Consider the following 26,726-nt stretch of genomic DNA (forward strand, 5'->3'; position numbering starts at 1 on the left):
TTACCCCCAAAAAGACCCAATCCCACCCCGGGGGTTTTTTGGGTTTCCCGGCTTTTTTTAATCCATTAAACCGGGCTTGCAAAACCCGGTTTCCCCCCCCCCCCCCCCCCCCCCACTTCGCATGTTCGCATAGCACCGCATACGCCAGCACCGGCGCATCTGTTTGCTGTGTTGACGGGCTGATAGCCCACGCCGAAGATTCGGCGCTGTCTGACAACACTCGAAAGACCTACAACACCGGTTGGAATAGCTGGGCCTGTTGGGCGGAGAAAAACGGCGAGCTGAGTTCCAAGCCCACCGTCAAGAGCATCCGGCGCTGGCTCGCCACCCTCTACATGGAGGGGAAGAAGCCCGCCACGCTGCGCACCTACCTCGCCGCCGTCGCCCACCGCCTTAATGACCGCCGCGGCCCCAACCCCGCCCGTCACTACCGAGTGCGGCTGGTCTTGTCCGGGCTCGCCCGCCGCGCCGCCCAACAAGGCGTCACCACCCGCCAAGCCGCCCCGCTGCGCCTGGAGCACATACAACAGATCATCGATGCCGCCCCCACACCGAGGCGCAACCAGCCCGGCGGGCGGGCGGAAACCCCCGAACAAGCACAAAAGCGCGCCTGCGCCGACATCGCCATGGTCTTCGTCGCCCACAACGCACTGCTGCGCTGCGACGAACTCCTCTCCCTCACCTGGGCTGACGTCGAAATCCCCCAAGACGGCGGACTCCCCACCATACGGATCCGCCGCTCCAAGACCGATCAGCACGCCAAAGGCGCGGCCGTCCCCATATCCCAACACGCCGCCCAGGCCCTCAACCGCATCAAATTGCCAAACGCCCGTCCCCGCGACCGCATATTCGACTTCTCGCCCAGCACCGCCCGCCGCCGCATCAAAACAGCAGCAAAAGCCGCCGGCATCAACCCCGCCGGCATCTCCACCCACTCACCCCGCATCGGCATGGCCCAAGACCTCGCCGCCGCAGACACCGACATCGGCGGCATCATGCTCGCTGGCCGATGGAAAACCCCCGTAACCGCCGCCCGCTACATCCGATACCTTGCAGCCCAACACACACCCGCCGCCCAACACCTCGAGACCCTGCTTGCCGCGTAGAGAGGAGATCCTCTCCTTGCTCATTCGAAGATCATCACAGCAGCAGGAAACCAGGAAATAGTGTGGGGCTATGCGCATTGCGTTCGGAACCGATGAGCCCACGGCCCTGACGGGCACCATCAAGCAGCACTTGGCCGACGGAGGACACAACGTGGTGGCCGCCGCCCCGGAGGGAGCACCGTGGCCTGATGTGGGCCGAGCGGTGGGCGAGGCGGTGGTCGACGACCGCGCCGACATCGGGGTGGTGTGCTGCTGGACGGGAACCGGGGTGTCGATGGCGGCCAACAAGGTCTCCGGCGTGCGGGCCGCACTGTGTACCGACGCGGAGACTGCCCGGGGCGCCCGCCGTTGGAACGACGCCAATGTGCTGGCCATGAGCCTGCGCCTGGTGTCCTCCGAAGTGGCCGCCGAGATGCTCGACGCCTTCGTAGCCACCGAGCCCGACCCCGGCGAGTCCTCCGAGATCGCCAAGCTCTCTTAGCATGCGAGTCCGAATCGGTTTCGGCGTGGGAGGCGCGACGGCCTCGGGCGATCCCGAGGTCTTCGGCGCAGTGGTTGACAGCCTGGAGCGGCTGGGGTTCGATTCGCTGTGGGTGGCCGAGCGGGCCAGCGGGCCAGCGCTCGATCCGGTGGTGGCCATGACCTTCGCGGCCGCTAGAACCACCCAGCTCAAGTTCGGGCCCAGCGTGATGGTGCTGCCCGGCCGAAACCCGGTGCTCTTGGCCAAGGCCATAGCCAGCCTCGATCGCATCTCCAACGGGCGGCTGCTTCCCGCATTCGGGCTCGGCGTGGCCGATGCTGCCAAGCACCAGGCCTTCGGAGTGGCCCGCATGGACCGGGCGGCCTGGTTCAACGAAGCCCTGCCGCTCATGCGCCGGCTGTGGACCGAGGACGTGGTCGAGCACCATGGCCCCCGCTTCCATCTGGACGCCGCCCGGGTGGACATCAAACCGGTCCAGCAGCCCCTGGACGTGTGGATGGGGGGCATTGCCCCCTCGGAACTCCGCCGGGTCGGCCGGCTGAGCGACGGCTGGCTGCCGTCCTTCGTCACCCCCGACGACGTGCGCGACGGGATTGCCACCATTGAGCAGCACGCCGATGAGGCAGGACGGGAAATCGACCCCGAGCACTACGGGGCGCTGTTGACCTATACCGACGGCCCGCTGCCCGACCGGTTCCTCGAACTCATCAAGCTGCGTCAGCCCGACAAGAACCCCGGCGACCTGGTGGCATCGAGCGGAAAGGAGCTGCGGTCCAGGATCGAGGCGTTCATCGAGACCGGCGCCTCCAAGTTCGTGGTCATGCCGATGGGGGAGCCACCGGACTGGGAGGAAGAGATCAAAGCCCTGGCCGACGACTTGCTCCCGTTGCAGGACTAGCCCAAGGCCTGCTCCAGGTCGCCCAATAGGTCGTCGATCGTCTCGATGCCCACCGACAAGCGCACCAAGCCGGGGTCCACCGCCAGTGGAGAGTCGGCCACCGACATGTGGGTCATGGTGGACGGCTGCTCAATGAGCGACTCCACCGCGCCCAGCGACTCGGCCAGCCGGAACACTCGAGTGGCGCTCACCGCGGCCACCGCGGCGGCCTCTCCCCCGCCATGGATGAACGACACCATCCCGCCGGGGCGGCGCATCTGCCGAGCGGCCACCTCAAATCCCGGGTGGTCGGGCAGGCCAGGAAACAGCACCCGGTCGATGGCGGGATGGCCGGCCAAGAACTCGGCCACCGCCTGGGCGTTGTCGCAGTGGCGGTCCATGCGCACTCCCAGGGTCTTGACCCCCCGCAGCAGCAAGTAGCAGTCGAACGGGCTGGGCACTGCCCCCACGGCGTTTTGGACAAAGGTCAGCCGCTCGGCCAGATCGTCCCGGTTGACCGCGATGAATCCGCCCACCACGTCGGAGTGACCGCCCAGGTACTTGGTGCTGGAGTGCACCACCGCATCGGCCCCCAGATCGAGCGGGTTCTGGAGGTACGGGGTGGCGAAGGTGTTGTCCACCACCACGTCAACCCCCGAAGCGTGGGCCACATCGGCCACCGCAGCGATGTCTACCACCGTCAGCATGGGATTGGTAGGCGTCTCCACCCACACCTGGCGGGTCTCAGGGCGGATGGCTCCTCCCAAGGCATCAAGGTCGGCCAAGTCCACCGCCGACCACTCGATACCCCGCTCGCCGTACACCCGGTCGATGAGGCGGAACGTGCCCCCGTAGGCGTCGGTTCCCAGAACCACGTGGTCGCCGGGGCGCATCATGCCCACCACCGCGTCTTCGGCGGCCATTCCGCTGGCGAAGGCCATGCCGTGGTCGGCTCCCTCCAAGCCGGCCACGCACTGTTCCAACGCCACTCGGGTGGGGTTGGATGTGCGGGCGTACTCGAAGCCCCGATGCTGGCCCGGTGCAGTCTGCACGAACGTGGTGGCCAAATGGATGGGCACGGTGATGGCGCCGGTGGCCTCGTCGGGCTCCTGGCCGACGTGGATGGCCCGGGTGTCGAAACCCCAATCGCCGGAAGCGGAACCGCTCATGAAACTCCGCTCATGGGTTCGGTTCCGACGAGCCCGACGACAGGAAGCTGAGCACGTCGGTGCTGGTCATCACCGCCCGGGGGCGACCGCCGTCGAGCACCAGCAAGGCCGGAGACCTCTCCAGCTTGGTCACCGCCAACGCCACCGATTCGCCGATTCCGATCTGCTCTAGCGGACGGCTCATCACGCTCTCCACCGGCTGGCCCAAAAGGTCGCCGTTGAAGGCCAATTCCATGAGCTGAAGCTCGTGTACCGCCCCCATGACCTCAGCGGCAGCCAAGGGCATTTCCCCCTTGGCCACCGGTAGCTGGCTGACTCCGTGGTCTCGCATCTGGGTCACCGCCGCACTCACCGGGTCGTCGGGGAAGACGTACACCAGCGGCGGCAGTGCCCCCTCCTTGGCGTCGAGCACGTCCTTGACGCAGGGGTGCTCTCTGATCAAGAAGCCGTACGACGCCATCCAATCGTCGTTGAACACCTTCGACAGATAGCCCCGGCCGGCATCGGGCAAAAGCACCACCACCACATCCTCCGGCCCGCAGTCCTCGGCCACCTCCAAAGCAGCGCATACCGCGGTACCCCCTGATCCGCCGATGAGCAGTCCCTCTTTCCGGGTCACCAGCCGGGCCATGTCGAAGGAATCCTGGTCGGAGATCGGTATCATCCGGTCGACCACGTCGGGGTCGTAGGTCTCGGGCCAGAAGTCTTCGCCGATCCCCTCCACCAGATAGGGCCGGCCCGACCCGCCGCTGAACACCGAGCCCTCCGGGTCACCGGCCACGATCTGGATTTCGGGATTCTGCCGCTTGAGAAAGCGCCCCACGCCGTTGAGCGTGCCCCCGGTGCCTGCTCCGGCCACAAAATGCGTGATCCTGCCCCCAGTCTGCTTCCACAGCTCCGGGCCCGTGGTCAGCTCGTGCGAAAGGGGATTCACCTGGTTGAAATATTGGTTGGGCCGGTAGGCGCCGGGAGTCTCGGCCACCAGGCGCTCCGCAGTGGAGTAGTACGACTCAGGGTCTTCGGGATCCACCGCCACCGGGCACACGATCACCTCGGCCCCATAAGCCCGAAGCAACTGCACCTTTTCGTCGCTCACCTTGTCGGTCATCACGAAAATGCAGCGGTAGTCCCGCTGGGCGGCCACCAGAGCCAAGCCCACTCCGGTGTTCCCCGAGGTCGGCTCGATGATGGTGCCGCCCGGCTTCAGCAGTCCCTCCTGCTCGGCCGCGTCGATCATGGCCACCGCGGGGCGGTCTTTCACGCTCCCGCCGGGGTTCAGCATCTCCAGTTTGGCCAACACCTCACACGACACCCCGTCGGCAATGCGCGGCATCCGCACCAGCGGCGTGTTCCCGACGAGATCGAGGATCGAGTCAGCGACTTCCACGGACCTCAGCTAACCATCCTTGCCAATCGGCCTGATGATCCGCTCACATTGAACCTCCACGCCCATAAGCTACCCGGTGCTATGGACCGGCCAAGGATCGCAGTGGAGCCCGACTGCTGGCGCCGGCCAGCCCTGGTCGACGCGGTGATCGCCGGCGGCGGCCGGGTGACGACCCCCGCCGAGTCCGAGGCCCTGGTTTGGGCCGAGCCCGCCGCCCCCGATCTGCTGCCCGGTGTATTGGAGGATGGACCAGGCATCGAGTGGGTGCAGCTCCCCTACGCTGGCATAGAGAACTTGACCGATCTGCTCGACCACGACCACCTCTGGACCTGCGGCAAGGGGGTGTACGCCGAGCCGGTGGCCGAACACGTGCTGATGCTGGCCCTGGCCGGCCTGCGGGCCATGGGGAGCTACGCCCGTGCTCGCAGCTGGTCGCCCCCAGAGGGACGCAACCTGCTCGGCGGCCGGGTCACCGTGCTGGGCGGCGGGGGCATCACCGAGTCGCTGGTCAGGCTGCTGGGTCCGTGGGATTGCCGCGTGACCGTGCTGCGCCGCCACCCCGTGCCCATGGACGGCGTCGACCGGGTGGTCGGTCCCGAGTGCCTACACGACGCCCTGCGCGATGCCGATGTGGTGGTGGTGGCGCTGTCGCTGACCCCCGAGACCACCGGCATCATCGACGCCGCTGCGCTCGACGCCATGGCTCCCTATGCGTGGCTGATCAACGTGGGCCGCGGCGGCCACGTGGTCACCAACGATCTGGTGGAAGCACTGACCGCCGGCGCCATTGGCGGTGCTGCCCTAGACGTGACCGAACCCGAGCCGCTCCCAGACGGCCATCCCCTCTGGGAGATGGAGAACTGCATCATCACCCCCCATGTGGGAAACACCCCCGAGATGGGGCTGAAGCTGCTCGCTCGGCGGGTCACCGAGAACGTCCGCCGCTACATCGCGGGCGAGGACCTCCTGGGACCCGTAGACGTCGACCTGGGCTACTAGCCCACGAGGGGAAGCTAGGGATCGACGATTCGCTCGAATTGGGCGTAGGGATCCTGGATGGTGATCACCCTCATGGGACGCCCGAACGGGGCATGGACCCCTGAGGTGAAGGAGACGGGCCCAGCGACAAGGTCTTCGCCGTCGAACCGCTCCAACTGGATGGCCACCGGCCCCGGATCGGTGGTCCCGGCCCGCTCCACCGCCCGAACATAGGCCTCCATGGCGTCGTGGCCGGTGATCATGCGGCCGTCCCGGGCTCTGTGACCGGTGGTACCCAGGTAGTCGGCCAGCACCTCGCGAACCGCGGGGCTGGGGTCGGGCGAGTCGGTGTAGATCGAGGCGTACGAGAGCATGGTGAAGTCGCCAATACCGGGAACATGGCCGATCCAATGATCGCCGTCCATGGTGGAGTTGGCGAAGATGGGCTGGTTGAATCCCGCAGCCCGGACCGGCGCCAATATCTCGGGAGCCACCAACCGGGTGCCACAGAACACGATGGCCTCCGGATTGGTGCTGCCCAGCCCCAGCAGGATGGGCTCGAGAAGGCCGGGATCGGTGGGTTGGTATCGGTGTACGCCGGCAACCTGGCCGCCGGCCTCCTCAAAGCGCTGCCCGAAGGCCTCGCAGGCGGACACCGCCTCGGTACTGGTCTGATCGATGATTACCATCGTGGTGGCAATACCCCGGTCGGCAATCAACGAGACCAGTATTTCCGCCTCGGTGCTCACCGGCGTTCCGAAGGTGAACACCCGGTCGCCCAGCTCACCGCTGGCCCAGAGGTCGTCGGTTCCACAGGGGCTGATCACCAAGGTCCCCGAACTCTCCAGCGCATTGATGGCCGGACCGGCATAGGCGGCATCACACGTCATCAGCATCAGGTCTACCCCGTCCAAGAGCAGCTGCTCGGCGCCGCTTTTCATGACGGACAACTCCGTGTGGCTGTCGATGTGCCGCAGCACAACCGGTCGTCCCAGCAGTCCGCCGGCATCGTTCAACGCGTCGATGCGGTTCCGGGCGGCCACTAGGGCGGGCTCGTCGTAGTCGGCCAGGAAACCGGTGGTGGCCATCAGAGCACCAATCACGATGGCATCAGCCGGCAGCGGCGCTCCCGCGGGGGTGGCCGTGGGGATCGGAGTGCTCTGGACATCTTCCTCGCCCTCTTCCTCGGTGATGGGCGCGGGGCTGATGACCGTTCCCTCGCTGAATAGGCCGCACCCGGACAGCACCAACAGCGCCGCCGCGGCCAGCAGCACCGGCCGAGCACAAGGCAGGCCCATCACACCTTGAGTTCGCGGAAAGGGATGCCCTTGTCGGCCCGCGGCTCGCGAGGCAAACTGAGAATGCGCTCGCCGATCACGTTGCGCTGGATCTCCGGAGTGCCACCGCCGATCTTGTGGGCGAAATGGCTGACCATCCGCGTCACCCAGACATCGTCGTCCAGCATCCCCTCCGGTCCCAGCAGCTCCAAAGCCGTTGCACTGGTGTCGCGAATGTGGTCGCCGGTCAACAGCTTCATGATCGAGGCCTCCGGCCCGATCTCGGTGCCCTGGCTCAGCGCGGTGTACACCCTCATGCCCAGATAGCGGAGTACCTCCGACCTGATCCACGCTTCGGCCAGCGCCTGGCGAACCGTCGGGTCGCCGGCCTGGCCCCTTTTCTGGGCTAGATCCACCAGAGTGGGGACATCGACCACCGACGTCTGGGCACCCACCGCAGCCCGCTCACTGTTCAGGGTGGTCTGGGCTACCGCCCAGCCGTTGTTTACCCCGCCGATCACGTTCTCTGCCGGGACCCGCACGTTGTCGAAAAAGGTCTCATTGAATTCGGCGCCGCCGGTCATCTGGCGCAGTGGCCGCGGGTCCAAGCCCTCGCTGTCCATCTCCACAAAGAAATAGGTGAGCCCCTGGTGCTTGGGAACGTCCGAGTTGGTGCGGGCCAGCAGAATGCCCCAGTCGGCCAGATGGGCATAGGAGTTCCACACCTTCTGGCCGTTGACCACAAACACGTCGCCATCTTGGACCGCTCTGGTTTGGAGCCCGGCCAGATCGGAGCCGGCGTTGGGCTCGCTGAACAGCTGGGCGAACACAATTTCTCCCTGGCGAATGGGGTTCAAGAACCGCTGCTTCTGCTCATCGGTGCCCCACGACATGAGGGTGGGGGCAGCCATATCGAGCGCGGCCATGAAGATCGACCTTGAGATGCCGAAGCGGCTCTGCTCTTCCTCGAAGATGATGGATTCCACCGTGGAGGCGCCCCGCCCCCCGTACTCCGGCGACCAGTCCAAGCAGGCCCAGCCGCCGGCAGCCAGTTTCGCCTGCCAGGCCCGGGCCTTGTCGGCCAGTGCTCTCTCCAACTCCGCGCTTCGTCCCGGGGTGCTCATGTGATCGAACGCCTCCGGTGAGCCCTTGGCCGGCGCGTTGGCCTCCAGCCAGGCCCGGGCCTCAGCCCGGAAGGCCGCTTCAGCGGGGGTGTCGCCAAAATCCACGGGGACAGGGTAAGTCGACTACGGGCGGACCAGCACTTTGCACTGGTCGGTGGGCGACTTGATGGCCTCGAAAACCTCGATACGGCAGGTCACGCTTGGGCCGCTTCCAAATCCTGCTCCACTCGGGCGATCTCGGCCCGGTACCACCCGGCCTCCTGGAAGTTGCGCAGACCGAATTGGTCCGCCATCGACTGGAGAGCGGTCAGCTTGGCCGACAATGCCCCAACGTGGGCGGCGTCGGCGGCCAGAACTATGTCAGCCAGGTGCAGGGCTTCGAGTTCCTCACCGGCAGCCAGCCGTTCTTCGCAGCGGGCCACCAAGGCATCGGCCCCGGCCAGGTCCACCACATCGGGGTACACCGCCTCGGGGGCAGTGGCGTAGAGATCAGAGGTGGACTGATAGGTGAACCAGCCGGCCAGGCTCTCCCAGATGGCCCGAACGCCCCAGTCCACCCGGCCGTAGGTCTCGTTCAACGGAGAGTCGTCGGGCAGGCGGATCTCCTTCATGAGCGTGAAGGGGTCTTTGCCTTCGTTCATTCCGTCGATCACCCGGTCCCACACCCATTCCACGCCGTCGTGCATCCGGGTGAGCACCTCCCGCACCTGGTCTTTGCCCATCACCGGCTCGAAGTGCCCGGCCAGGGCGATCTCGGGCTCCAGGTCGCGCACTTCGCGCAGCGACTCCATGTATTGCTGGGCGTCGCGGTAGGGCTCGCCCCGCAGGGTGAACAGGTTGGGGAAGGCGTCGATGATCGGGCCCCACAGATCACCCACGAAGGCGGCCCGCAGCTCGGGCACCCACACCGTTAGCCCGTCGGGACCCTCGGCGCCGGGGGTGTGCATCACCTCGAAGGTGAGGTCGCCCACCTCGAGGGTGTGGGAGCGGTCGACCACGATGTCGACTTCGATAGGCGGGGTGGGCTCTACTCGGCCGGATTCGGTGCGGAGGTTCATGGCCGCCCCCCACAGGATCTTGGCCCGATCCACGCGGAATTGGGTCAGCTGGCGGTATTGCTCATCGCGCTGGAGGCACAGGCGGTGGGCCACCACTTGGGCCCCCTCCCGGGACCAGAGCCGGTGACCGCCGATGTGGTCCTCGTGGGCGTGGGTCAGAACGATGTAGCGCACCGGATCGCCCGGCACGGCCGCTAGCTGGCGGTGGAAGCGGCGGGCGTCGCCGGCCAGTCCGGCGTCGATCATCACGCTGCCCTCGGGTGTGGCCACCTTGTAGGCGTTAGCCGTGCCCACCGCCATCCAAATCCGGTCGGCTACCTCGGTTGCAGTCTCGGGGCCGTCCCTCCCAATCAGCTCTGAGACCCGCTCGTCAGCCATCAGTCTTCAACCCAGACCCAGCGGCCCGACGGCGCCGCCACCCCCTCGGGCCGCTCCATACACTGCACATCCAAGTGAATGGGCAGCAGATGCCGCACGTAAAAGGCATGCACGGTCACCGTGGGCATCACCAGGTCGTTGTAGCGCTTGATCTCCACCCGGGAATCCTTCTCCTGCCAGGCCTCGCACTTGGCCAGGCAGGTGTCAACCTCTTCCCGGGTCTCGAAGAGCAAACCCAGATGATCGAACGGCGGAGGTGCCATCGGCTCCTTGTGCTCGGCCAGCAAGACGAACTGGCTGGTGGCAGGGTCAGTGGACAACAACAGCGCAGTCTGCTTGAGGATCTGGGTGTCGGTCGCCGTCCATCCGAACACATCGCCGTAGAACTGCCGTACCTCGGCCCGGTATTCGTCGGTCAATGTGCCCAGGGGAAGCGTCAGCTCCATGTGGTTGAAGCGCATTTTGGCCATAGCAAAGCGTAGCCTTGGGCAATGATGCGATCTTCAGCAGCCAAGCTGCTCTGGGCGTTGCTGTTGGCTTTGGCCCTGGTGGCCGGCGCCTGCGGGAATGACGACGATGAGGCCGCCCCGCCACCGCCGACAACTGCTCCCACCGTCGCAGCCACTCCAGCGACGACCCCGGACCCCACCTCGGCCCCCACGCCTGAAGCCACTCCAGAACCAACCCCGGAGGCCACCCCCGCACCCGAGCCCACCGAAGCCCCAACTCCTGAGGCCACCCCCGCACCCGAGCCCGAAGACCACCCGTCGGGGTTGGACATCGCCGCCATCGAAGCCGCGGTGGCCGACTACATGGACTCTGCCGGAATACCCGGGCTGGTATTGGCAGTGGCCCTGGGAGACGAAGAGCCGTGGACCTTCGGTTGGGGGGTGAGCGATCTCGTCACCGAAGAGCCCATGACACCCAACTCCTATGTCCGCATCGGATCGGTCACCAAGCCGATCACCACCGTCGCCGTTCTGTCGATGGTGGACGAGGGCCTCGTCGACCTCGACACCCCGGTCACCGCCTACCTGGGCGACGACTGGTACGGAAAATACGAACGCGGCCCCGACATCACCCTCCGACACCTCATGGGCCACACCGCGGGATTCGTGGAATACGCCTTCGATCCCGGGTTCTTCATTCTGGGCGCTGGCCGATTGAACGTGCCCATCGCCCCCGAGGAGATCGTGCTCTTCACCACCAACTACGGGCCGGTGGCCGATTTCGAGACCGAGTACAACTACAGCACCGCCGGCCACGTGATCGCGGGAATGATCATCGAGGCGGTCACCGGCAATCCCGCCCACGTCGAGATCAGGAACCGGGTCCTGGAGCCGCTGGGCCTTCAGAACACCTACCTGCCTCCCAACGAGCTTCCGCCCGAGACGGTGGCCAACAGCTACAACTACGGGCTCCTGTACTCCGCCTTCACATCGCTGACCAATCCCCCCGATGGATCACTGCACGTCTTCAAAGGAAAAGACCTCCTCGCCACCAATAGCTATCCCCAGGAATTCCTGCAAACGGCGGGCTGGACGGGCGGGGGAATCGAAACCCTTATCGGCGACGTCCCCACCATGTTCCGAGGATTGTTCAAAGGAGGCCTGATCAGCGATGAATCGCTGGCCGAGATGACCACTCCGAGCGTGAACCCCGGCTACGGCCTGGGATTGGGCATTGGCGAGATCGACGGCCTGCTGGTCTACAGCCACGGAGGGGGCACGCCGGCATTCCGCACCCGGTCGCTCTACTTCCCCGAGTTGGACCTGTCGCTGGCGGTAAACGCCAATGTCCTGCCCCCCAATCCTGACGCCCAGGAGCTGGTCGACGCCCTGATCCCAGTCGTGATGGAGAGCTGGGGGCTGTCCAACTGATGACCCTCGCTGCTTGGAACGAGGCCGCCGACCAGCTCACCGCGCCGAGCGCGCTCTTCGCCTGGTCGATCAAAGAGGTCAACGGCATTCCTGTACGGGTGTTCGACAACGCGCCCAGTTCGCTGAGAGATCTGTTCGCCGGCACTGCCGCCCACGGCGACGCCGACTACCTGGTGTTCCAAGACGAGCGCGTGTCCTACGCCGAGGCCCATCGCCAGGTGAGGGCGCTGGCATCGTGGCTGGCCGCCCACGGCGGCGTGGGCCCGGGCGACCGGGTGGCCATCTCTATGCGCAACTACCCGGAATGGATCATCTCCTATTGGGCGGTGGTCTCGATGGGAGCGGTGGTGGTGGGCATGAACGCCTGGTGGACCCCGGCGGAGATGGCCTACGGACTGGAGGACAGTCAACCGACGGTGCTGATAGTGGACGGCGAGCGCTGGGAGCGCCTGGCTTCCCTCGATAGTCGACCGGAGATTCCGGTTGTGGTGACCCGGTGCGACGAGGATCTGCCCGAAGACGTGATCCGCTGGGCCGACACGGTGGCCGACCTCGATCCCCCCGCTCTGCCCGACGTGGCCATCGACCCCGACGACGACCTGTGCGTGTTCTACACCTCGGGCACCACCGGCTTCCCCAAGGGAGCGGTGATGACCCACCGGGGCGCGGTCCACAACGTGATGAACATGGGCTTCTATTCAGCAGCGCTGGGCATGATCAACGAGAGGGAACCCATTCCCCGAGGCGAGAAAGACCAGCCTGCCGGGCTGGTTTGCGTGCCGCTGTTCCACGTCACCGGGTGCAACTGCTACCTGCACCCCACCACCACTGTGGGCGGGAAGCTGGTGCTCATGTACCGCTGGGACGCAACCGAGGCTCTCAAATTGATCGACGCCGAGCGGCCCAACACTCTGGCCGCGGTACCGGCCATGTCCCGAGAGATCGTGCTGCATCCCGATTTCGATCGCCATGACACCTCCAGTCTGGGCTCGTTGGGCGGCGGGGGCTCGCCGCTTCACCCCGACCTAGTGGACAAGATCTCCCGGTCGATCCCCAGCGGAAATCCCGGCACCGGCTACGGCCTGACCGAAACCAGCGGGGTGGTCACCATGAATGTCGGGGCGATCTACCGGGACAAGCCCACCACTGTGGGCCCGCCGCTGCCCACCGTCGAGGCCAAGGTGGTGGACGACGGCGGCACCGAGCTGCCGTCGGGCCAACCGGGGGAGCTGCTGGTTCGCTCCCCCATTGTCATCCGGGGCTATCTCAACAAGCCGGAGGCTACCGCCGAGGCCATTGTCGACGGGTGGCTGCATACCGGCGACATCGCAACCATCGACGAGGACGGGTTTATCGCCATCGTGGACCGGGCCAAGGACCTGGTGATCCGGGGCGGCGAGAACATCGCCTGCGCCGAGGTGGAGAACGCCATCTACCAGCACGACGCGGTGGCCGAGGCCATCGTGTTCGCCGTGCCCGACAAGCGCCTCGGCGAGGTGCCCGGTGCCGCCATCGTGCTCCGCCTCGGCACAGAGCTCGACGCCGACGGCCTGCGAGCCCACCTCGACGGCCGCCTGGCCCCCTACAAGATCCCCGCCCACATCTGGTTCCTCACCACCCCCCTGCCCCGCAACGCCTCCGGCAAATACCTAAAGCGTCAAGTAAGAGACGAACTGCTCTCGCCCTAGGCGACCGAACCCGCCTGCCCGATAGCCTTTGCAACGTGACAACCGCCACCGCTGACCGCTACACCATCATCTCCTCCGACTGCCACGCCGGAGCCAATCACAAGACTTATCGGGAATATTTGGAGTCGAGTTGGCACGACGAGTTCGACGCCTGGCGGGGCAAGTACCGCAACCCGTTCCGCGACCTGCAAGACGACGGCCGATCCCGCAACTGGGACAACGACCGCCGCATCTCCGAGCAGCACACCGACGGCGTGGTGGCAGAGATCACCTTCCCCAACACCGTGCCCCCGTTCTTCCCCACCGGCACCCTGATCGCCCCCCAGCCCACCGACAAAGACCTCCCCCGCCGACTGGCCGGCATCCGGGCCCACAACCGCTGGCTGGCCGATTTCTGCGCCGACTACCCCGAGCGCCGGGCTGGCATCGGCCAGATTTTCCTGAACGACATCGACGAGGCGGTCGCCGATGTGAAGTGGATCGCCGAGCACAACCTGCGGGGCGGGGCGCTCATCCCCAGCATCGCTCCCAACTCCGATCTGCCCCCGCTGTTCCACCCTCGCTACGACCCGGTGTGGGCCGCCTGCGAAGAGCACGACGTGGTGATGACCATGCACTCCGGCGGCACCGGGATGCCTGACTACGGCGACTCCCCCGCGGCCGGACCGATGTTCGTGATCGAGACCCCGTTCTTCTCCAACCGCTCCATGTGGCACCTCATCATGGGCGGGGTGTTCGAGCGCTATCCCGACCTCAAGGCGGTGTTCACCGAGCAGGGCTTCGGCTGGGTGCCCGACATCTTGCGCCGCCTCGATGGGCTCCACGCCCAGATGTCGATGACCGGGCGTACCGGCGAGCTGGGCTTCTCCGCCGAATCGGTTCTGCCCGAAAAGCCCAGCTTCTACTTCGAGCGCAACATCTGGATCGGCATCAGCTTCCCCGGCCCCAACGAGATGCGCCTGCTCGACAAGGTGGGCGACCACAAAGTGATGTGGGGCTCCGACTATCCCCACGTGGAGGGCACCTATCCCTACAGTCGCGAGGGCATCCGCTTCGCCCTGCACGACCGAGATGAGGAATCGATGCGCCGCATCCTGGCCGGCAACGCCGCCGAGGTGTACAACTTCGACCTCGACGCCTTGGCCCCGCTGGCCGCCGAGCACGGCCCGAAGGTGGCTGAGATCGCCGAACCCCTGGCTGAGATCCCCAAAGACGCCACCTCCCCGGCGTTCTGGGGCAAGTAGGAGTTCGCCCCGGACCATGGGCATACTCTGGCCCACATCGAACCTGAAAGGGGCAAGTCCATGGTGAAGGACATCCGCGATGCGGCTCCTGATGAGCATTGGGAGGCATTCGAAGAACTGTGGACCGGGCTGATGTCGTATCGGTACCTCAACAAGACCACCCCGTCACTGGACACCGGGTTTTCCGACGACGAACTGGAGTCGATGCCGCTGCGCCACGATATGCGCAACGCCCATGGCGGGATCATGGCCGCCCCCCTGGCCATCGGCTGCCCCGAGCCGAGTTGGAACGACGATCAGGTGGTGCCCGCGCCGGTGGTGTCGTTCACCCAGATCCTCGACGACGCCCGGGGGGTGGACCGGATCGAGGTGATCCGCGAGGTGATCAACTTCGGACGCCAAATGGGGTTCACCCGATCCAAAGTGGTGGACGCCGCCGACCACTCCCGGGTCATCTCCACCTCGGCGGGCATGGGAGTGAGCCTGGGGGACGTGCCCGACGGTTACGAGGCGGTGGACAACCCGCTCATCCCGGTGGAGGACACCCCCGACATGCCCCGGCTGCACGAGGTGTTCGGGGTGGAGAAGGGCACCGACGGCTGGTACCGGCTCCCCGAGCTGTCCAAGGAGTTCTCCGCGCCCCACGCCGCCCTGCACCTCGGCCCCATCCACATCGTCTTCGACATCACCGCCCACGAGCTGGCCGAGCAGGCCGCCGGCACCGACCGCATCCAGGTGGAGAACTGGTACGTGATGTTCGTGAAGCCCGGCCTGATCGGCCCATTCCGCTGCGAGGGTGAGGTCATCACCGCCCGCAGCGGCCGCATCAACGTCAACCTCACCTTGTTCGACGAGGGCCGCGACAACCGCACCATCACCACCGGATCAGGCGTCTTCCGGTTGGTCTAACTCCCCACCGCAATTGAGCAGCCCCCCTCCGGCCAGCCCAGTACCGTGGAGTCAGGCCCGGGTGGCGGAATAGGCAGACGCAGGGGGCTTAAACCCCCCAGCCCCCGAAGGGGGCGTGTGGGTTCGACTCCCACCCCGGGCACTTCATTGCCTCAGCCCATTTCGACGACGCCGCGGATGTTGCGGCCTGCCACCAAGTCGGAAAAGGGGATCGACTCCATTCCGTGCGACGTGCCGCCCACCTGCACCACCATCCCGCCGGCGCCGAGGCAGGCTATGGCCGTCTCGTAGTGCTCAGAACGGACTCGGTCCGGGGCGAGCAGCGCCGCATCCACCCCCCAGCCGCCGGTTAGCTCAGCCACGGCGTCGGCAACGTCGGCGGCACTGGCATCGACCACGTCGGTTGCTCCATAACCACAGGCGAGGGCGAGCTTGTCGGCATTGATGTCAACGGCCACGATCCGCTCGGCACCGGCCAGCGCCGCGCCCATCACTGCGGCGGCGCCCACCCCGCCGATGCCGAACACCATGACCGCATCACCGGCGCCCTCGTGGCCGCAAACAGCGGGCGGTTCCACCGGATATGTCCCTTCGATCACATAGCGGTCTGAACCGCATATCCCCGCGGCCCCCATCTCCAAGATCACCTCTCCACGCGCGGGCGAGTGGATCTGAATCGCCTCTATCGACAGCGGCTCACCCACCGCACGCAGAACGGCAGCCTCTGTGGTAATCGCCATGTTCACAACCTACGCGGTTGGGGCTCAGCTGGTGATGGAGCCGCCCGCGAGAGGGATGGTCTGGGCGGTCATCCAGGAGGCTTCTTCCGAGGCGAGGTAGGCGCACAAAGCGGCAACGTCTTCGGGAGTGCCCAGCCGCCGGGTGGGGATGGCTCGGGCCAATTGCTCGGTGATGTCGCCCCCGGCAGTGTTGGACATCAGGCCCAGGGCGATGGAGTTCACCGTGACTCCCGTCTTGGCCACTTCCAGAGCCACCGAGCGGAGCAGTCCAGCCGCGCCGCCCTTGCCGGCCGAGTAGGCGGCCACGCCGATGTTCACGCCCACGGTACCCGCTCCCGAGACGACGCCGATGATGCGGCCCCAGCCCCGTTCGATCATCCCCGATAACACTGCGTGAGTGCAGTTCATGACGCCATCGAGGTTGACGGCGAGGGGCCCGATCCAATCGGCCGGCTCGGTATCTGCGAAGGCCTTGACCGCCATATCCTCGGCCCCGCCGTTGCCGGCGTTGTTGACCAGGATGTCGATGGGCCGGCCGGCGATGGCCTCCCGCACGGCGTCGCCGTCAGTGACGTCGAAGGGCAGCGCATCAGCAGAGTGACCGGCAGCGGCGATGGCGTCGGCCACTTCGGTAGCCCGGTCGGCAACGATGTCGTTGACCAGCACGTGGGCGCCCTGCGACGCCAGCGTGTGGGCCACGCCAGCGCCGACGTTCTGGCCCGCGCCGGTGACCATCGCCGTCTTTCCGTTGAGATCGAACATGGGTGTGGCTCCCTTCACAATCCCTCTTCTAGTTGGCGGCGCAACACCTTGCCGACTTCGCTTCGGGGGATCTCATCGACCCGCCGGAAGCGCACCGGCACCTTATAGGGCGCCAATGCCTCCCGGCAGGCCTGCTCGAGAACTCGGTCGCCCACCGGCTCGCGTTCGACCACGAACGCCACCGGCACTTGGCCCAGTCGCTCATCAGGGGCGGCCACCACGGCGGCCTCGCTCACCTGGGGCAATGCGGTGAGCACCTCCTCCACCTCGGTGGGGACCACCTTGTTCCCGCCCCGGTTGATCACGTCGCCTGCCCGGCCCTCGATCCACACGAACCCGTCATCGTCGATGCGGGCCAGATCGCCGGTGCGGATGTGGTCGTCGTTTGTGAGCCGGTCGGCCAGCACGGCCCGTCGGGTTTCGTCCCACACCAAGGGGGGACGCACCAACAGCTCACCCACACCGTTGGCGTCGGGGCTGTCGATGCGGGCGCTGACTCCCGGATGGGGGCGTCCGGCCGCTCCCAGCTTCTCGGGATGCGCCTTGGCGTCGGCCGCAGTCCAGCCGATCACCTCGCCCATCTCGGCCTGGCCGTAACCGTTGAGCACGATGGCGCCGAATCGGCCGGCAAACCGCCGGGCCTGGAACGGAGACAGCGGGGCGGTGACCGACCGCACATACCTGAGCGGTTCCAGATCGGTCACCTCGGGATCGTCGTTGAGCATGGCCATTGCCGCGGGGGGAAGGATGGTTGAGCGAATCTGGTGGCGGCGGACCAGGGTGGCGAAGTCGCCGGCGGCGAAGCGGTCCATCACCACCAACTCGGCACCGGCCCGCAAACCGAACAAGGCGTTGTAGATGCCGGCGTTTAGCGCCATCGACACCGGTATCAGGTTGGGAGTCGGCTTCTTGGCCGGTCGGTCGCTGGGGTCGCGTCCACCCCGCAGCGGTCCGAGCACCCGGTCGATGAGCTCGATGTATCCGTCGTGGGTGTTGAGCACTGGCTTGGGATCGCCGGTGGTGCCCGAGGTCCACAGCACGAAGGCATCCCCCGCGTCGTAGGCCGCGGCCTCTGCCTCGACGACGCGGATGCCCTCGGCGTCGATCATCAGCGCAGGGCGGAGCTTGTCCACCAGCTCGGACACCGCTCGGGTGGGAAGACGGGGATTGACGGGGACGAACACGGCATCGGCATGCCAGATGGCCGCCATGGCCAGCACCACTTCGGCCCCCCGGGCCAGGTTGATGGCCACCCCCCGGCGGGCGCAGCCCAATGACTCAAGCTGCCGGGCGAGCGAGCGCACCTCGTGGCGGACCTCGCCTGCGCTCCACGACCGATCGAGGTCATGGAGCAGCGGCTCATCGTCGTTGAACGGGTGATCCAAGATCAGATCGGCCAGGTTCATCTTCTGCGCCCAACTATCTCGGGACGTCCTGCCACGCCACGTCGTGATAGGGGTCGGGCTCGCGGGGCAGTCCCAGCACCTTCTCGCCGATCACGTTTTTGTTGACCTCGGTTGTGCCCCCCTCGATGGTGTTGGCCCGGCTCCGCAGCATGCCTTTGACCACATAGGGCATGTGAGCGGCCCACGTTTCGATGGAATCTTGTTCTTCGGACGGTTTGCCGGGCATCCAGGCCATCGAATCCATGCCCATGAGATCGACCGCGGCCAGCTGAAGCCCCTGGTTGAGCTGGCCTTGGTGCACCTTGCCGATCGACGCCGCCGGCCCCGGCGTGCCTCCGGCCTTGACCGTGGCCCGAACCCGCTCGTTGGTCCACGCCCTCACCTTTTCCTCGGAGAAGAGACGCATGAGTCGGTCGCGCTCCACTGGGCCGATCCCCGCCTGTCGAGCTTGGTTGAGCAAGCTATCGATGCCTCCACCGCCGATGCGGTCGACGCCGCCTGATCCCTCGCCCGCCACCATCTGGCGCTCTCCGGCCAGCGTGGAAGCGGCCACCCGCCATCCGTCGCCCGCGGCGCCTACGCGGTGGAAGTCGGGCACTCTCACCTCTTCGAGCCACACCTCGTTGAAGTCGATCTCGCCGCCGATGTGGCGCAGGGGCCGCACCTCGACACCCAGCGACGACAGGTCGACCAGGAAGTAGGTGATGCCCCGGCGCTTGGCGACGGTGGGATCGGTGCGGGCCAAGCAGATGGCGAACTCGGACTGGTGGGCCCATGTGCTCCACACCTTCTGGCCGGTGAGGATCCACTCGTCGCCATCGGCTTCGGCCCCCATGGCCAAAGACGCCAGATCAGAGCCCGCACCGGGCTCGCTGAACATCTGGCACCACCGCTCCTGGTTGGCCACCAGTGGAGGAAGAAAGCGCAAACGCTGCTCCTCAGTGCCGTGGGCGAACAGTGCGGGGGCCGTGTTGTGCAACCCGAGGGGATTCAGCCGCCCCAGGTTGAGCGGAGCCAGCACCGACTCGGCCACCCGAGCCTTCGCCAGCGGCAGGTCGAGGCCGCAGTACTCGACGGGCCAAGTGGCTACGGCCAGCCCCGATGCAGCGAACGTGGGATACCAGGCCTCGTAGTCGGCTCGGGGCCGCACCTCGCGGATGGCCCGCCGCCCATGGGGGGCGGCGTCAATCCACGCTTGGGGGACGTGATCGACCACCCATGCCGCCACCGCAGCCTGAATCTCCTCGTCGCTGGTGGTTGCGTCTATCGGCAGCCGCTCAGGAGTCATTCCACCGACATCGCCTCGAACCGCTCGATAAGCGCGTCAAGTGCCTCGGAGGCGGTTGTCGCCCCTCCCGGTGGGGTGGGCAGCTTCACCGGCCCATGCTCTCGGCTGGGCAGCAGGATCGTGGCGTGCCCCGGACAAGTGATCTCACCCCGCTGGTTCTCGCCATAGATATCGAGGTCCACCGCCGGGGCACCCTCGTCAGTGCGGTACTTGCGGGTCACCGTGCCCCCCATCCAGTGAGTGTCGCCCACGTAGTTGAACCGGCGGAACTGCACGTCGAGAGCGGCCAGCCAGGCGTTATCTCCCATCCAGTCGGTACACAGGTGTACCAGCCAGGTCTCGCGCATCCGGCCGTAGTCGTAGATGGCCGGGTTGCCCGCCCGCCGGGCCCACTCGGGATCCCAATGGACCCGCTGTTGGACGTCGGGGATGTTGAGGTCGTCAGGGCGGAAGAACCCCGGCACCCGCTGACGCTGCTGCACACCTAGCCTCAGCGCCTTGACCCCGTACAGGCCCATGCCCATGCCGGTGTGCCACACCACCATGTCGGTGACCCGCATGGGCCCCTTGACCAGCGGCGGCAGCTCGTCGCCCTCCTCGACGTCTTCCCACCAGCGGGGCTCGGCCCCCCGGCGGCGTTCCGACTCCGCGCTCACTGCCTCGGTGATCTCGGCAATCTGCTCGTCGGTGTAGGGCTCAATCTCGATGTCGTCGTACTTACCCCCGCCCTCGTCGGCCTTTCGCTCCACCGCCCCTCGGTCGGTGCGGATCATCAGCCGGTATTGGGCCGACAGCACCGCGCCCTCGGTGGCGAACACCTCGGCGGTCCACTCGTGGACGGTGCGGGCGGCAAACTGGCTGCTCTTGTCGTGGACGCCGACCAGGGCGTTGCGCCGGGTTACCCGCATCCCCGGCCGCAGCGGGGCCCACCACTCCCGGTAGCTGCCCGAGTAGTAGGCGTGGACCCCCTTGAGCGGGTCGCCCTTGAGCAGCGCCTTGGTGTCGGGATCGAGATTCTGCACCTCGTTCTCGCCAATGAGGGTGTCTCCCCCGTTCATGTTGGGCGACGCAATTGGCCCATCCCACACCGTGCTCAAGCCGTACTCAGGATCGCACCACAGCGGATTGTCGTCGCCATACGCCTCCGCCACCTGGCGAAACGCATCGGTGTTGGGCTCCCGATACCACGGCGGTTGAGGATGGGGCTGAGCGATCCCGATCCGAGCCCGCAACCGGGCAATGGCCTCGTCGGTGATCGCCCCCTTTTCTGCCACAGGTGGGACTGTACCTAACGACCTAGTCCTGCTCTCACCCAACCGCGTCCGCACAAAAACGCTCTTGCCTTAGGTTGTACACATTGCACAATCAACTCTCATGGGAACCGACATCACGCACAAATGCGAGTTGGGAGCGATCGGAGAACTACCGCAAGTACATGACCGCAAGCGGTAATCGCCCAACATGATCATCCTCCTGGTGACAATCGACGCCGACATGGTCGCCTGGGATGGCCTCGTTCAAGTGGTAGACGCCCGCAGCTGACGGAATCTCACTTAGCCAGTATCAACGAGAGATTCCAGGGCGTCGGCCATGTCGTGGACGGAGGCGGGGTCGATGAGCGAGAAGGGGTAGAGGATTGCGGTAGGGGCGGCGTTGACCATGGTCCCGATTCGGATGCGGCTCGTGGCCTGGGCCAGCGCGCTCAGCGCCACCCATGCCTCGAGACACGGACCCTCCTCGCTCCCATAGATGGGATAGAAATGGTCGAATAGCCAAGCCGACTCATACCGAGGATTGGCGTCCAGCTCCCTCCACGTCTCCAACATGACCGGCCACTCGATGTTCTGGGGCCTGGTCTTGAACGCCAGCCTCATGACTTGCCTCCAACGCCTCTTCGCTTCAGTCTCGTCGTCAATAGAGTGTGCCGGAGCTTCAGAAAGGTCAGACCATGACGAATGACGCCGCAGCACGAGAACGATTGATGTCTGGGGAAGCGTGGAACGACTTCTGCGAGACACTGCGAGCCGCAGGACAAGTGGTGGTAGACCGCACCCCCGACGCCAACGAGCAAGATCGGGTGGAGGGGTTCCGCTACCTGACCCGCATGTCGTTGATGGCCTACATGCGCTGCATCGAGAACCTTCCCCCGATGCAGAAGACGGCGATTTGGATCATTCCTCCGCCCATGAAAGGCGGCCAAGGGGTCCAGTCGCCCGACCAGGATCACGTGGTGCAACCCATCGACGCCGCCAAGCGATACCGGGTCACCGGCCAGCGGGGTTCTGCCCCCTACGTCCACATGTCGGCATGGACCCCGAAGGTGCCCGATTGGGTTGGGGTGGAATCGGTGGGTGACCGGGCCGTGGCCATGCTGGAGGAGTTCAATCCGAGCTGGTCGCAAACGCCGTTCACCGCCCTGCTCGACGAATTCACCGACGGCGCCGGAAACGTCGACTTCGTGCTCTCGGTGGACGACCCCGGCATCGGCAACTGGATGGCGGTCGCCCCGGAAACCCGGGAGCTGATGATGCGCATCGTCTACGACGACCGCGACGCCCAGTCAGCGCCCCGGCTGATGATCGAGCCGCTCGAGCCCACCCCGGTGATTCACACACCGGACGCGGCCGAGATGTCGAAACGGCTGGCCATCGCGGCCCAGATGGTGCTGTCGGTGCAGTCCGACTACTCCGACTGGACCGACACGCTGCTCAAGGAGGAGAACCAGTTGCAGCTCACCACCGAGCACTACCTCCGAGTGGGCGGCTCCCCCGACGACCGTCACTTCGAGTTCGGCTACTGGCGTATCGGCGAGGGCGAGGCCCTGGTGGTGGAGTTCAAACCCCCGGTGTGCCGCCACTGGAACTTCCAGTTGTGCAACCACTGGATGGAGAACCTGGCCAACTACTTCACCGGGCAGGGCTACGCGTCGTCCCAAGACGTCGAGACCGACGCCGACGGGGTGGTGCGGCTCGTGGTGGCGCCCGAGAAGCCGGCTACGGGCATCTGGGTCGACACCGCGGGTCGCGACCACGGCGTGATGGGGCTGCGGTTCGTGGAGCACGAGTCCACCCCCGTGATCACCACCAAGCTGGTGCGCTTCGCCGACCTAGGCTGAGCGCCGGTCAGTAGTCGAAAACCGAGGGGAGCGCGTCCACGGGGCGGGCCTCGGGGTAGTGCTCGGCGATCATGGCCGCGTGGTCGGGATCGTCGTCGATGCGGTTGGGGTCGAAGCGAGCGTCGATCCCCCGCTCAGCCAAATCGGCGTTGAAGCGAGCAGCGATGTCGTCGCGGCTCAGGGGATTGGAAGCCAGCCTGCTCTTGTGATCGGCGTCGATATACACATCGGCCTTCCACAGCACGCTGATGCGGACATCGTCGAGCGGGGTGCGGTACACCTCCTCGCCGTGGTCGGTCACCACCCACTCCCCGTCAGGGCTGCCCGCGGGGGCGAATTGGGCCATCGGGGATACCCGCGGCGTGCCGATGTCGAAGGGCCCGATTGAGTTGACCTGGTGGAACATGCCGTGGTTGTCGCCCATCAGCGCGGTGTTGGCCATGTTGCCCACATGCTCCTCGGGCGGCTGGTCGGGCCCGTAGGGCCAGTAGCGAATGCCGCCGCCCTCCACATCGTTGAGCCACCAGATGGCGGTGGCCTGCGGAAACGACAGGTCGTCGAACAATCCCGACCACAGCATGGCCCGCAACAGCCACATGGGTGTGTTGGTGCGGTCGCGGCCCGCGAACCGGGGGTTGTCGGTATGGGCCGGACCCGCTTGCGGAATAGCCATCATCTGGTTCACGTACACGCTGTGGGGCTCCACGATCTCGGCGCGGTAGTAGACCTTGGCCGATTCGATGTAGGCCGGGTTGTCCAGGAAAACCTCTGAGCCCGGCACGGCGATGGTCTCGTTGACCCAGTCGTCCCGGAACCACAGCGGACGGGTGCGGGCATGGGGATCGGCGCCGGGGTTGTACCAGCCCCCCAGCGGCGCGTACGGGGCCTCTTGGGCCAGCAGTTTGACCACAGCCCCAACATCGTCAATTGCATCGGTGAGCAAGATGGGCGGATCAGACACATGCATCCCCTCTGACCGTACCAGAGGACCAGATCTTCGCGGCCAAAAGGCGCCGCGACCTGTACACCAAGCGGCACACCGGCCTCGTCATAACCCATGGGCACCGACGCCGCCGGCTGCCCACCGAAATTCGCACCGATCCCGCCGTCATCGCCTCCTACCTCGGTACCGACAAGCGGGCCATCCGCCGGTCGGGGGCAATTGATCCGGCCGAGGAAGCTCATTTCCCAACGCCGACTACTGTTCTCGACGAGGGGGAGACATGATCTGAGACCATGCGAATTCTCTATATCGACATCGACACCCTTAGGGCCGACCACGGGGTGTTGGACGAGACCGCCATCTTGGTCTCCTCCGACCACGGAGGGCGAGAGTCCTTGGTGCTGTCCCAGGGGGCGTGGTCAGTACAGCGGGGCGTCCGCTGGGGCGACAATCTCTACCTTCGGACCTGGCACGACGGGTGCCACGCGGCCTGGAACGAGGAAATGCTGTTCGACATCGCCTCTGACCCCCACGAGACCGACGACCTGGCCGATCAAACCCCATCGGTGCTGGCCGAGGGCGGCCCCTTCCACTGCAAGGGGCACCTGCCCGAGTACCTGGAGCGGCTCGAAGCGACCGGCCGATCCGAAGCCGCGGCGGTTCTTCGCCAGCGCCACCCGGTCGACGACGCAACAACTGGCCTGTCGGGGATCCCGAAGGACGTGCTCGAGCGCCTCGGAGTCGACACTTGATGCAGATTCTGCCCGGCCGAACCATCACCGGGATGTCGGCCATTCTGTTACCCCATCTCGACTCGACCACGGTGGACTGGGCCTCGCTCGACGCTCACATCGCCCGCACCCACGAGGCCGGGCTGACCCCGGCGGTGAACATGGACACCGGGTATGTGCAGTTGCTCGCTGCCGACATTCGCACGCAGGTGCTTGGCCGGGCCGCGGCCGTCACCGGTAGCGAATTCGTGGCCGGCGCGTTCGTGGCTGACGAACCGGGTGACTCGTTCGACCTCGACGCCTATCTCCGGGCCGCCGAAGAAATCACAATTCGGGGTGGCCTACCGGTGGTTTTCCCATCGCATGGTCTAAACAACCACGGCGATGACGCCTGGCTCGATGCCCACGGCCAGCTGGCCGGCCAACTCGAGCGATTCATCGGGTTCGAGCTGGGCCCCATGTTCGTGCCCTATGGCCGTATCGTGTCGCTCGACACCTACCGGGGGCTGCTGGAAATTCCCCAGTGCATCGGGGCCAAGCACTCCTCGCTGGACCGGCAATTGGAGTGGGACCGGCTGGCGCTGCGCAACGAGGTGCGCCCAGATTTCATGGTGCTCACCGGCAACGACCTGGCCATCGACATGGTGATGTACGGCTCCGACTACCTGCTGGGCCTGTCCACGTTCGCCCCCGACAAATTCGCCGAGCGCGATCGCCTGTGGGCCAAGGATGACCCCGGCTTCTACCAGCTCAATGACGTTCTCCAATACCTGGGCCACTTCTCGTTCCGCCCGCCGGTGCCGGCCTACCGCCACAATGCGGCCATGTTCTTGCAGATGCGGAACTGGGCCGAAAGCGACGCCGTCCCCGCCGGGGCACCCATGCGCCCCGACAGCGACCGGGAGATTCTGCGCGACATCGGCGAGCAGCTGGGAGTGCTCTAGCCCATGCCCCGAATAAGGCAGGTGAAGAATCTGGCCAGCGTTGCCGCGCTGCGCAGTCATCTCGAGGGCCTGGGCGTGGAGATCCCAATGGACGAGGAGGTGGACCCCGCCGGCGCGCTGGCTCAGCCGCTGGCGATCACCGACAGGTCGGCTGGCACCATGACCGCTCCCAACCGCTGGGCAGTGCTGCCCATGGAGGGGTGGGACGGGGAAGTCGACGGTCGGCCCTCCGATCTGGTTTGCCGCCGCTGGGACCGGTTCGCGGCCAGCGAGGCCGGGCTGGTGTGGGGTGAGGCCACTGCGGTGCGACCCGACGGGCGGGCCAACCCCCGCCAACTAGTGCTGGACGAGACCACCGTGGACGAGTTCGCTGCGCTGCGAGCCCGCCTCGACCCCTCACAGCTCACTGGACTCCAGCTCACCCACTCTGGGCGCTATGCCCGGCCTACCACCGCGGGACCGGCCCCCAAGACGGTGTATGAACATCCGCTTTTGGACGCCCGGGTGGGGTCGGATGCGTCCGAAGTGCTCACCGACGAGGAGCTCCACGAGCTGGTCGAGCAGTTCATCGACCGGGCGGTACTAGCCCACCAAGCCGGATTCGATTTCGTGGACATCAAGGCCTGTCACGGCTACTTGGGCCACGAATTCCTCTCCGCGTTCGACCGGCCTGGCCCCTTCGGCGGCGACTTGGAAGGCCGTACGCGATTTCTGCGTTCAATCATCGCCGGAACCCGCCGGCAAGCCCCCGACTTGGGGGTGGCCGTTCGTCTTTCGCTGTTCGACTTCGTTCCCCACACCATCGGAGAAGGTGGCGTGGGAGTCCCCGAGGCTCCCGGCCCCTACCAACTGGCCTTCGGGGGCGACGGGTCGGGGGTGGGCACAGATCTCGCTGAAACCCACCGGGTGCTGGACATGCTGGCCGACCTCGGCGTCGGGCTGGTGTGCGCCTCAGCGGGTAGTCCCTACTACGTCCCCCACATCCAGCGGCCCGCCTACTTCCCACCCTCCGACGGCTACCAGCCGCCCGAAGATCCCCTGGTCGGCGTGGCCCGGCTGATCGCCGCCACCGCCGAGGTAGCCGGCCGACATCCCGGCATGACCGTGGTGGCCGCTGGACTGTCCTACCTCCAAGAATGGCTCCCCAACGTCGGCCAAGCCCTCGTCGACCGGGGAATAGCCGAAGCCGTCGGTTTGGGCCGAATGATCTTGTCGTACCCGCACATGCCTGCCGACGTGAT

The 26,726-nt window shown here is 66.3% G+C and carries 26 protein-coding genes and 1 tRNA gene; 14 read left to right on the forward strand and 13 right to left on the reverse strand.

Translation table 11 applies throughout. From position 1 onward, the window contains the following. Positions 1-38 precede the first annotated feature (38 nt). The 3 genes from OXG30_17100 (at position 39) to OXG30_17110 (ending at position 2,485) form a co-directional block, all read left to right on the forward strand. Positions 39-1,106, forward strand: a complete 1,068-nt coding sequence (locus tag OXG30_17100; protein MCY4136608.1) for a tyrosine-type recombinase/integrase — start codon at positions 39-41, stop codon at positions 1,104-1,106. 70 nt (positions 1,107-1,176) lie between these two features. Continuing rightward, complete coding sequence (locus OXG30_17105) at positions 1,177-1,587, forward strand: RpiB/LacA/LacB family sugar-phosphate isomerase (protein ID MCY4136609.1); 411 nt, start codon at positions 1,177-1,179, stop codon at positions 1,585-1,587. 1 nt (position 1,588) lies between these two features. After that, positions 1,589-2,485 (forward strand): LLM class flavin-dependent oxidoreductase, encoded by an 897-nt coding sequence (locus tag OXG30_17110; GenBank protein MCY4136610.1) that lies wholly within the window; start codon positions 1,589-1,591, stop codon positions 2,483-2,485. Here OXG30_17110 and OXG30_17115 read toward each other — a convergent pair. Both OXG30_17115 and OXG30_17120 read right to left on the reverse strand, forming a co-directional pair. After that, on the reverse strand, positions 2,482-3,633 hold the full coding sequence (locus tag OXG30_17115; protein ID MCY4136611.1) for a cystathionine gamma-synthase: 1,152 nt from the start codon (positions 3,631-3,633) through the stop codon (positions 2,482-2,484). The genes OXG30_17110 and OXG30_17115 overlap by 4 nt on opposite strands. A gap of 10 nt (positions 3,634-3,643) precedes the next feature. Then, the gene (locus OXG30_17120; protein MCY4136612.1) at positions 3,644-5,020 is read right to left on the reverse strand and encodes a cystathionine beta-synthase; all 1,377 of its coding nucleotides are present in this window, start codon (positions 5,018-5,020) and stop codon (positions 3,644-3,646) included. A gap of 81 nt (positions 5,021-5,101) precedes the next feature. Between OXG30_17120 and OXG30_17125 the strand changes: the two genes are divergently transcribed. Next, complete coding sequence (locus OXG30_17125; GenBank protein ID MCY4136613.1) at positions 5,102-6,019, forward strand: D-isomer specific 2-hydroxyacid dehydrogenase family protein; 918 nt, start codon at positions 5,102-5,104, stop codon at positions 6,017-6,019. 14 nt (positions 6,020-6,033) lie between these two features. On the opposite strand, the gene OXG30_17130 is transcribed toward OXG30_17125, so the two are convergent. From OXG30_17130 to OXG30_17145, 4 genes are all read right to left on the reverse strand, one after another. Further along, positions 6,034-7,296 carry an ABC transporter substrate-binding protein gene (locus tag OXG30_17130; GenBank protein MCY4136614.1) on the reverse strand — a complete coding sequence of 421 codons (1,263 nt, stop codon included), beginning with the start codon at positions 7,294-7,296 and terminating at the stop codon, positions 6,034-6,036. Continuing rightward, on the reverse strand, positions 7,296-8,504 hold the full coding sequence (locus OXG30_17135; GenBank protein ID MCY4136615.1) for an acyl-CoA dehydrogenase family protein: 1,209 nt from the start codon (positions 8,502-8,504) through the stop codon (positions 7,296-7,298). Before OXG30_17135 ends, OXG30_17130 begins: the two co-directional genes overlap by 1 nt. A gap of 89 nt (positions 8,505-8,593) precedes the next feature. Next, positions 8,594-9,835, reverse strand: coding sequence for an MBL fold metallo-hydrolase (locus OXG30_17140; protein ID MCY4136616.1), 1,242 nt, complete (start codon positions 9,833-9,835; stop codon positions 8,594-8,596). Next, the gene (locus OXG30_17145; protein MCY4136617.1) at positions 9,835-10,305 is read right to left on the reverse strand and encodes a hypothetical protein; all 471 of its coding nucleotides are present in this window, start codon (positions 10,303-10,305) and stop codon (positions 9,835-9,837) included. Before OXG30_17145 ends, OXG30_17140 begins: the two co-directional genes overlap by 1 nt. Before the next feature lie 21 nt (positions 10,306-10,326). Between OXG30_17145 and OXG30_17150 the strand changes: the two genes are divergently transcribed. The 5 genes from OXG30_17150 (at position 10,327) to OXG30_17170 (ending at position 15,698) form a co-directional block, all read left to right on the forward strand. Then, complete coding sequence (locus tag OXG30_17150) at positions 10,327-11,715, forward strand: serine hydrolase (GenBank protein ID MCY4136618.1); 1,389 nt, start codon at positions 10,327-10,329, stop codon at positions 11,713-11,715. Continuing rightward, positions 11,715-13,403: a class I adenylate-forming enzyme family protein gene (locus tag OXG30_17155; GenBank protein MCY4136619.1), complete on the forward strand. Its 1,689-nt coding sequence runs from the start codon at positions 11,715-11,717 to the stop codon at positions 13,401-13,403. Before OXG30_17150 ends, OXG30_17155 begins: the two co-directional genes overlap by 1 nt. A gap of 35 nt (positions 13,404-13,438) precedes the next feature. Next, complete coding sequence (locus OXG30_17160) at positions 13,439-14,647, forward strand: amidohydrolase family protein (GenBank protein ID MCY4136620.1); 1,209 nt, start codon at positions 13,439-13,441, stop codon at positions 14,645-14,647. A 60-nt stretch (positions 14,648-14,707) separates the two neighbouring features. Next, positions 14,708-15,556, forward strand: a complete 849-nt coding sequence (locus OXG30_17165; protein MCY4136621.1) for a hypothetical protein — start codon at positions 14,708-14,710, stop codon at positions 15,554-15,556. 55 nt (positions 15,557-15,611) lie between these two features. Further along, positions 15,612-15,698, forward strand: a tRNA-Leu gene (locus tag OXG30_17170). Positions 15,699-15,708: 10 nt separating this feature from the next. Here the strand turns inward: OXG30_17170 and OXG30_17175 are convergent. The 6 genes from OXG30_17175 to OXG30_17200 form a co-directional block, all read right to left on the reverse strand. Further along, the gene (locus tag OXG30_17175) at positions 15,709-16,296 is read right to left on the reverse strand and encodes a zinc-binding dehydrogenase (protein ID MCY4136622.1); all 588 of its coding nucleotides are present in this window, start codon (positions 16,294-16,296) and stop codon (positions 15,709-15,711) included. A 24-nt stretch (positions 16,297-16,320) separates the two neighbouring features. Further along, positions 16,321-17,058 carry an SDR family NAD(P)-dependent oxidoreductase gene (locus OXG30_17180; protein MCY4136623.1) on the reverse strand — a complete coding sequence of 246 codons (738 nt, stop codon included), beginning with the start codon at positions 17,056-17,058 and terminating at the stop codon, positions 16,321-16,323. A 14-nt stretch (positions 17,059-17,072) separates the two neighbouring features. Beyond that, positions 17,073-18,464: an AMP-binding protein gene (locus tag OXG30_17185; protein ID MCY4136624.1), complete on the reverse strand. Its 1,392-nt coding sequence runs from the start codon at positions 18,462-18,464 to the stop codon at positions 17,073-17,075. A 13-nt stretch (positions 18,465-18,477) separates the two neighbouring features. Further along, complete coding sequence (locus OXG30_17190) at positions 18,478-19,752, reverse strand: acyl-CoA dehydrogenase family protein (protein MCY4136625.1); 1,275 nt, start codon at positions 19,750-19,752, stop codon at positions 18,478-18,480. Beyond that, the gene (locus tag OXG30_17195) at positions 19,749-21,026 is read right to left on the reverse strand and encodes a hypothetical protein (GenBank protein MCY4136626.1); all 1,278 of its coding nucleotides are present in this window, start codon (positions 21,024-21,026) and stop codon (positions 19,749-19,751) included. Before OXG30_17195 ends, OXG30_17190 begins: the two co-directional genes overlap by 4 nt. Before the next feature lie 279 nt (positions 21,027-21,305). Next, entirely contained in the window at positions 21,306-21,626 is a 321-nt protein-coding gene (locus tag OXG30_17200; protein ID MCY4136627.1) for an LLM class flavin-dependent oxidoreductase, read from the reverse strand. 74 nt (positions 21,627-21,700) lie between these two features. Here OXG30_17200 and OXG30_17205 point away from each other — a divergent pair, with 74 nt between their 5' ends. Beyond that, positions 21,701-22,867 (forward strand): hypothetical protein, encoded by a 1,167-nt coding sequence (locus tag OXG30_17205; GenBank protein MCY4136628.1) that lies wholly within the window; start codon positions 21,701-21,703, stop codon positions 22,865-22,867. Between the two features lie 7 nt (positions 22,868-22,874). Here the strand turns inward: OXG30_17205 and OXG30_17210 are convergent, their stop codons facing one another. Beyond that, positions 22,875-23,828, reverse strand: coding sequence for a hypothetical protein (locus tag OXG30_17210; protein ID MCY4136629.1), 954 nt, complete (start codon positions 23,826-23,828; stop codon positions 22,875-22,877). Positions 23,829-23,956: 128 nt separating this feature from the next. Here OXG30_17210 and OXG30_17215 point away from each other — a divergent pair, with 128 nt between their 5' ends. From OXG30_17215 to OXG30_17230, 4 genes are all read left to right on the forward strand, one after another. Further along, entirely contained in the window at positions 23,957-24,094 is a 138-nt protein-coding gene (locus tag OXG30_17215) for a hypothetical protein (protein ID MCY4136630.1), read from the forward strand. Positions 24,095-24,103: 9 nt separating this feature from the next. Next, positions 24,104-24,562: a hypothetical protein gene (locus OXG30_17220; protein ID MCY4136631.1), complete on the forward strand. Its 459-nt coding sequence runs from the start codon at positions 24,104-24,106 to the stop codon at positions 24,560-24,562. Further along, complete coding sequence (locus OXG30_17225; GenBank protein ID MCY4136632.1) at positions 24,562-25,485, forward strand: dihydrodipicolinate synthase family protein; 924 nt, start codon at positions 24,562-24,564, stop codon at positions 25,483-25,485. The genes OXG30_17220 and OXG30_17225 overlap by 1 nt, the downstream gene beginning before the upstream one ends. Positions 25,486-25,488: 3 nt before the next feature. After that, positions 25,489-26,726: NADH:flavin oxidoreductase (locus OXG30_17230; GenBank protein MCY4136633.1), on the forward strand; the 1,238-nt coding region annotated here is incomplete at its 3' end.

The organism is bacterium, assembly GCA_026708015.1.
Lineage (GTDB): Bacteria > Actinomycetota > Acidimicrobiia > Acidimicrobiales > Bin134 > Poriferisocius.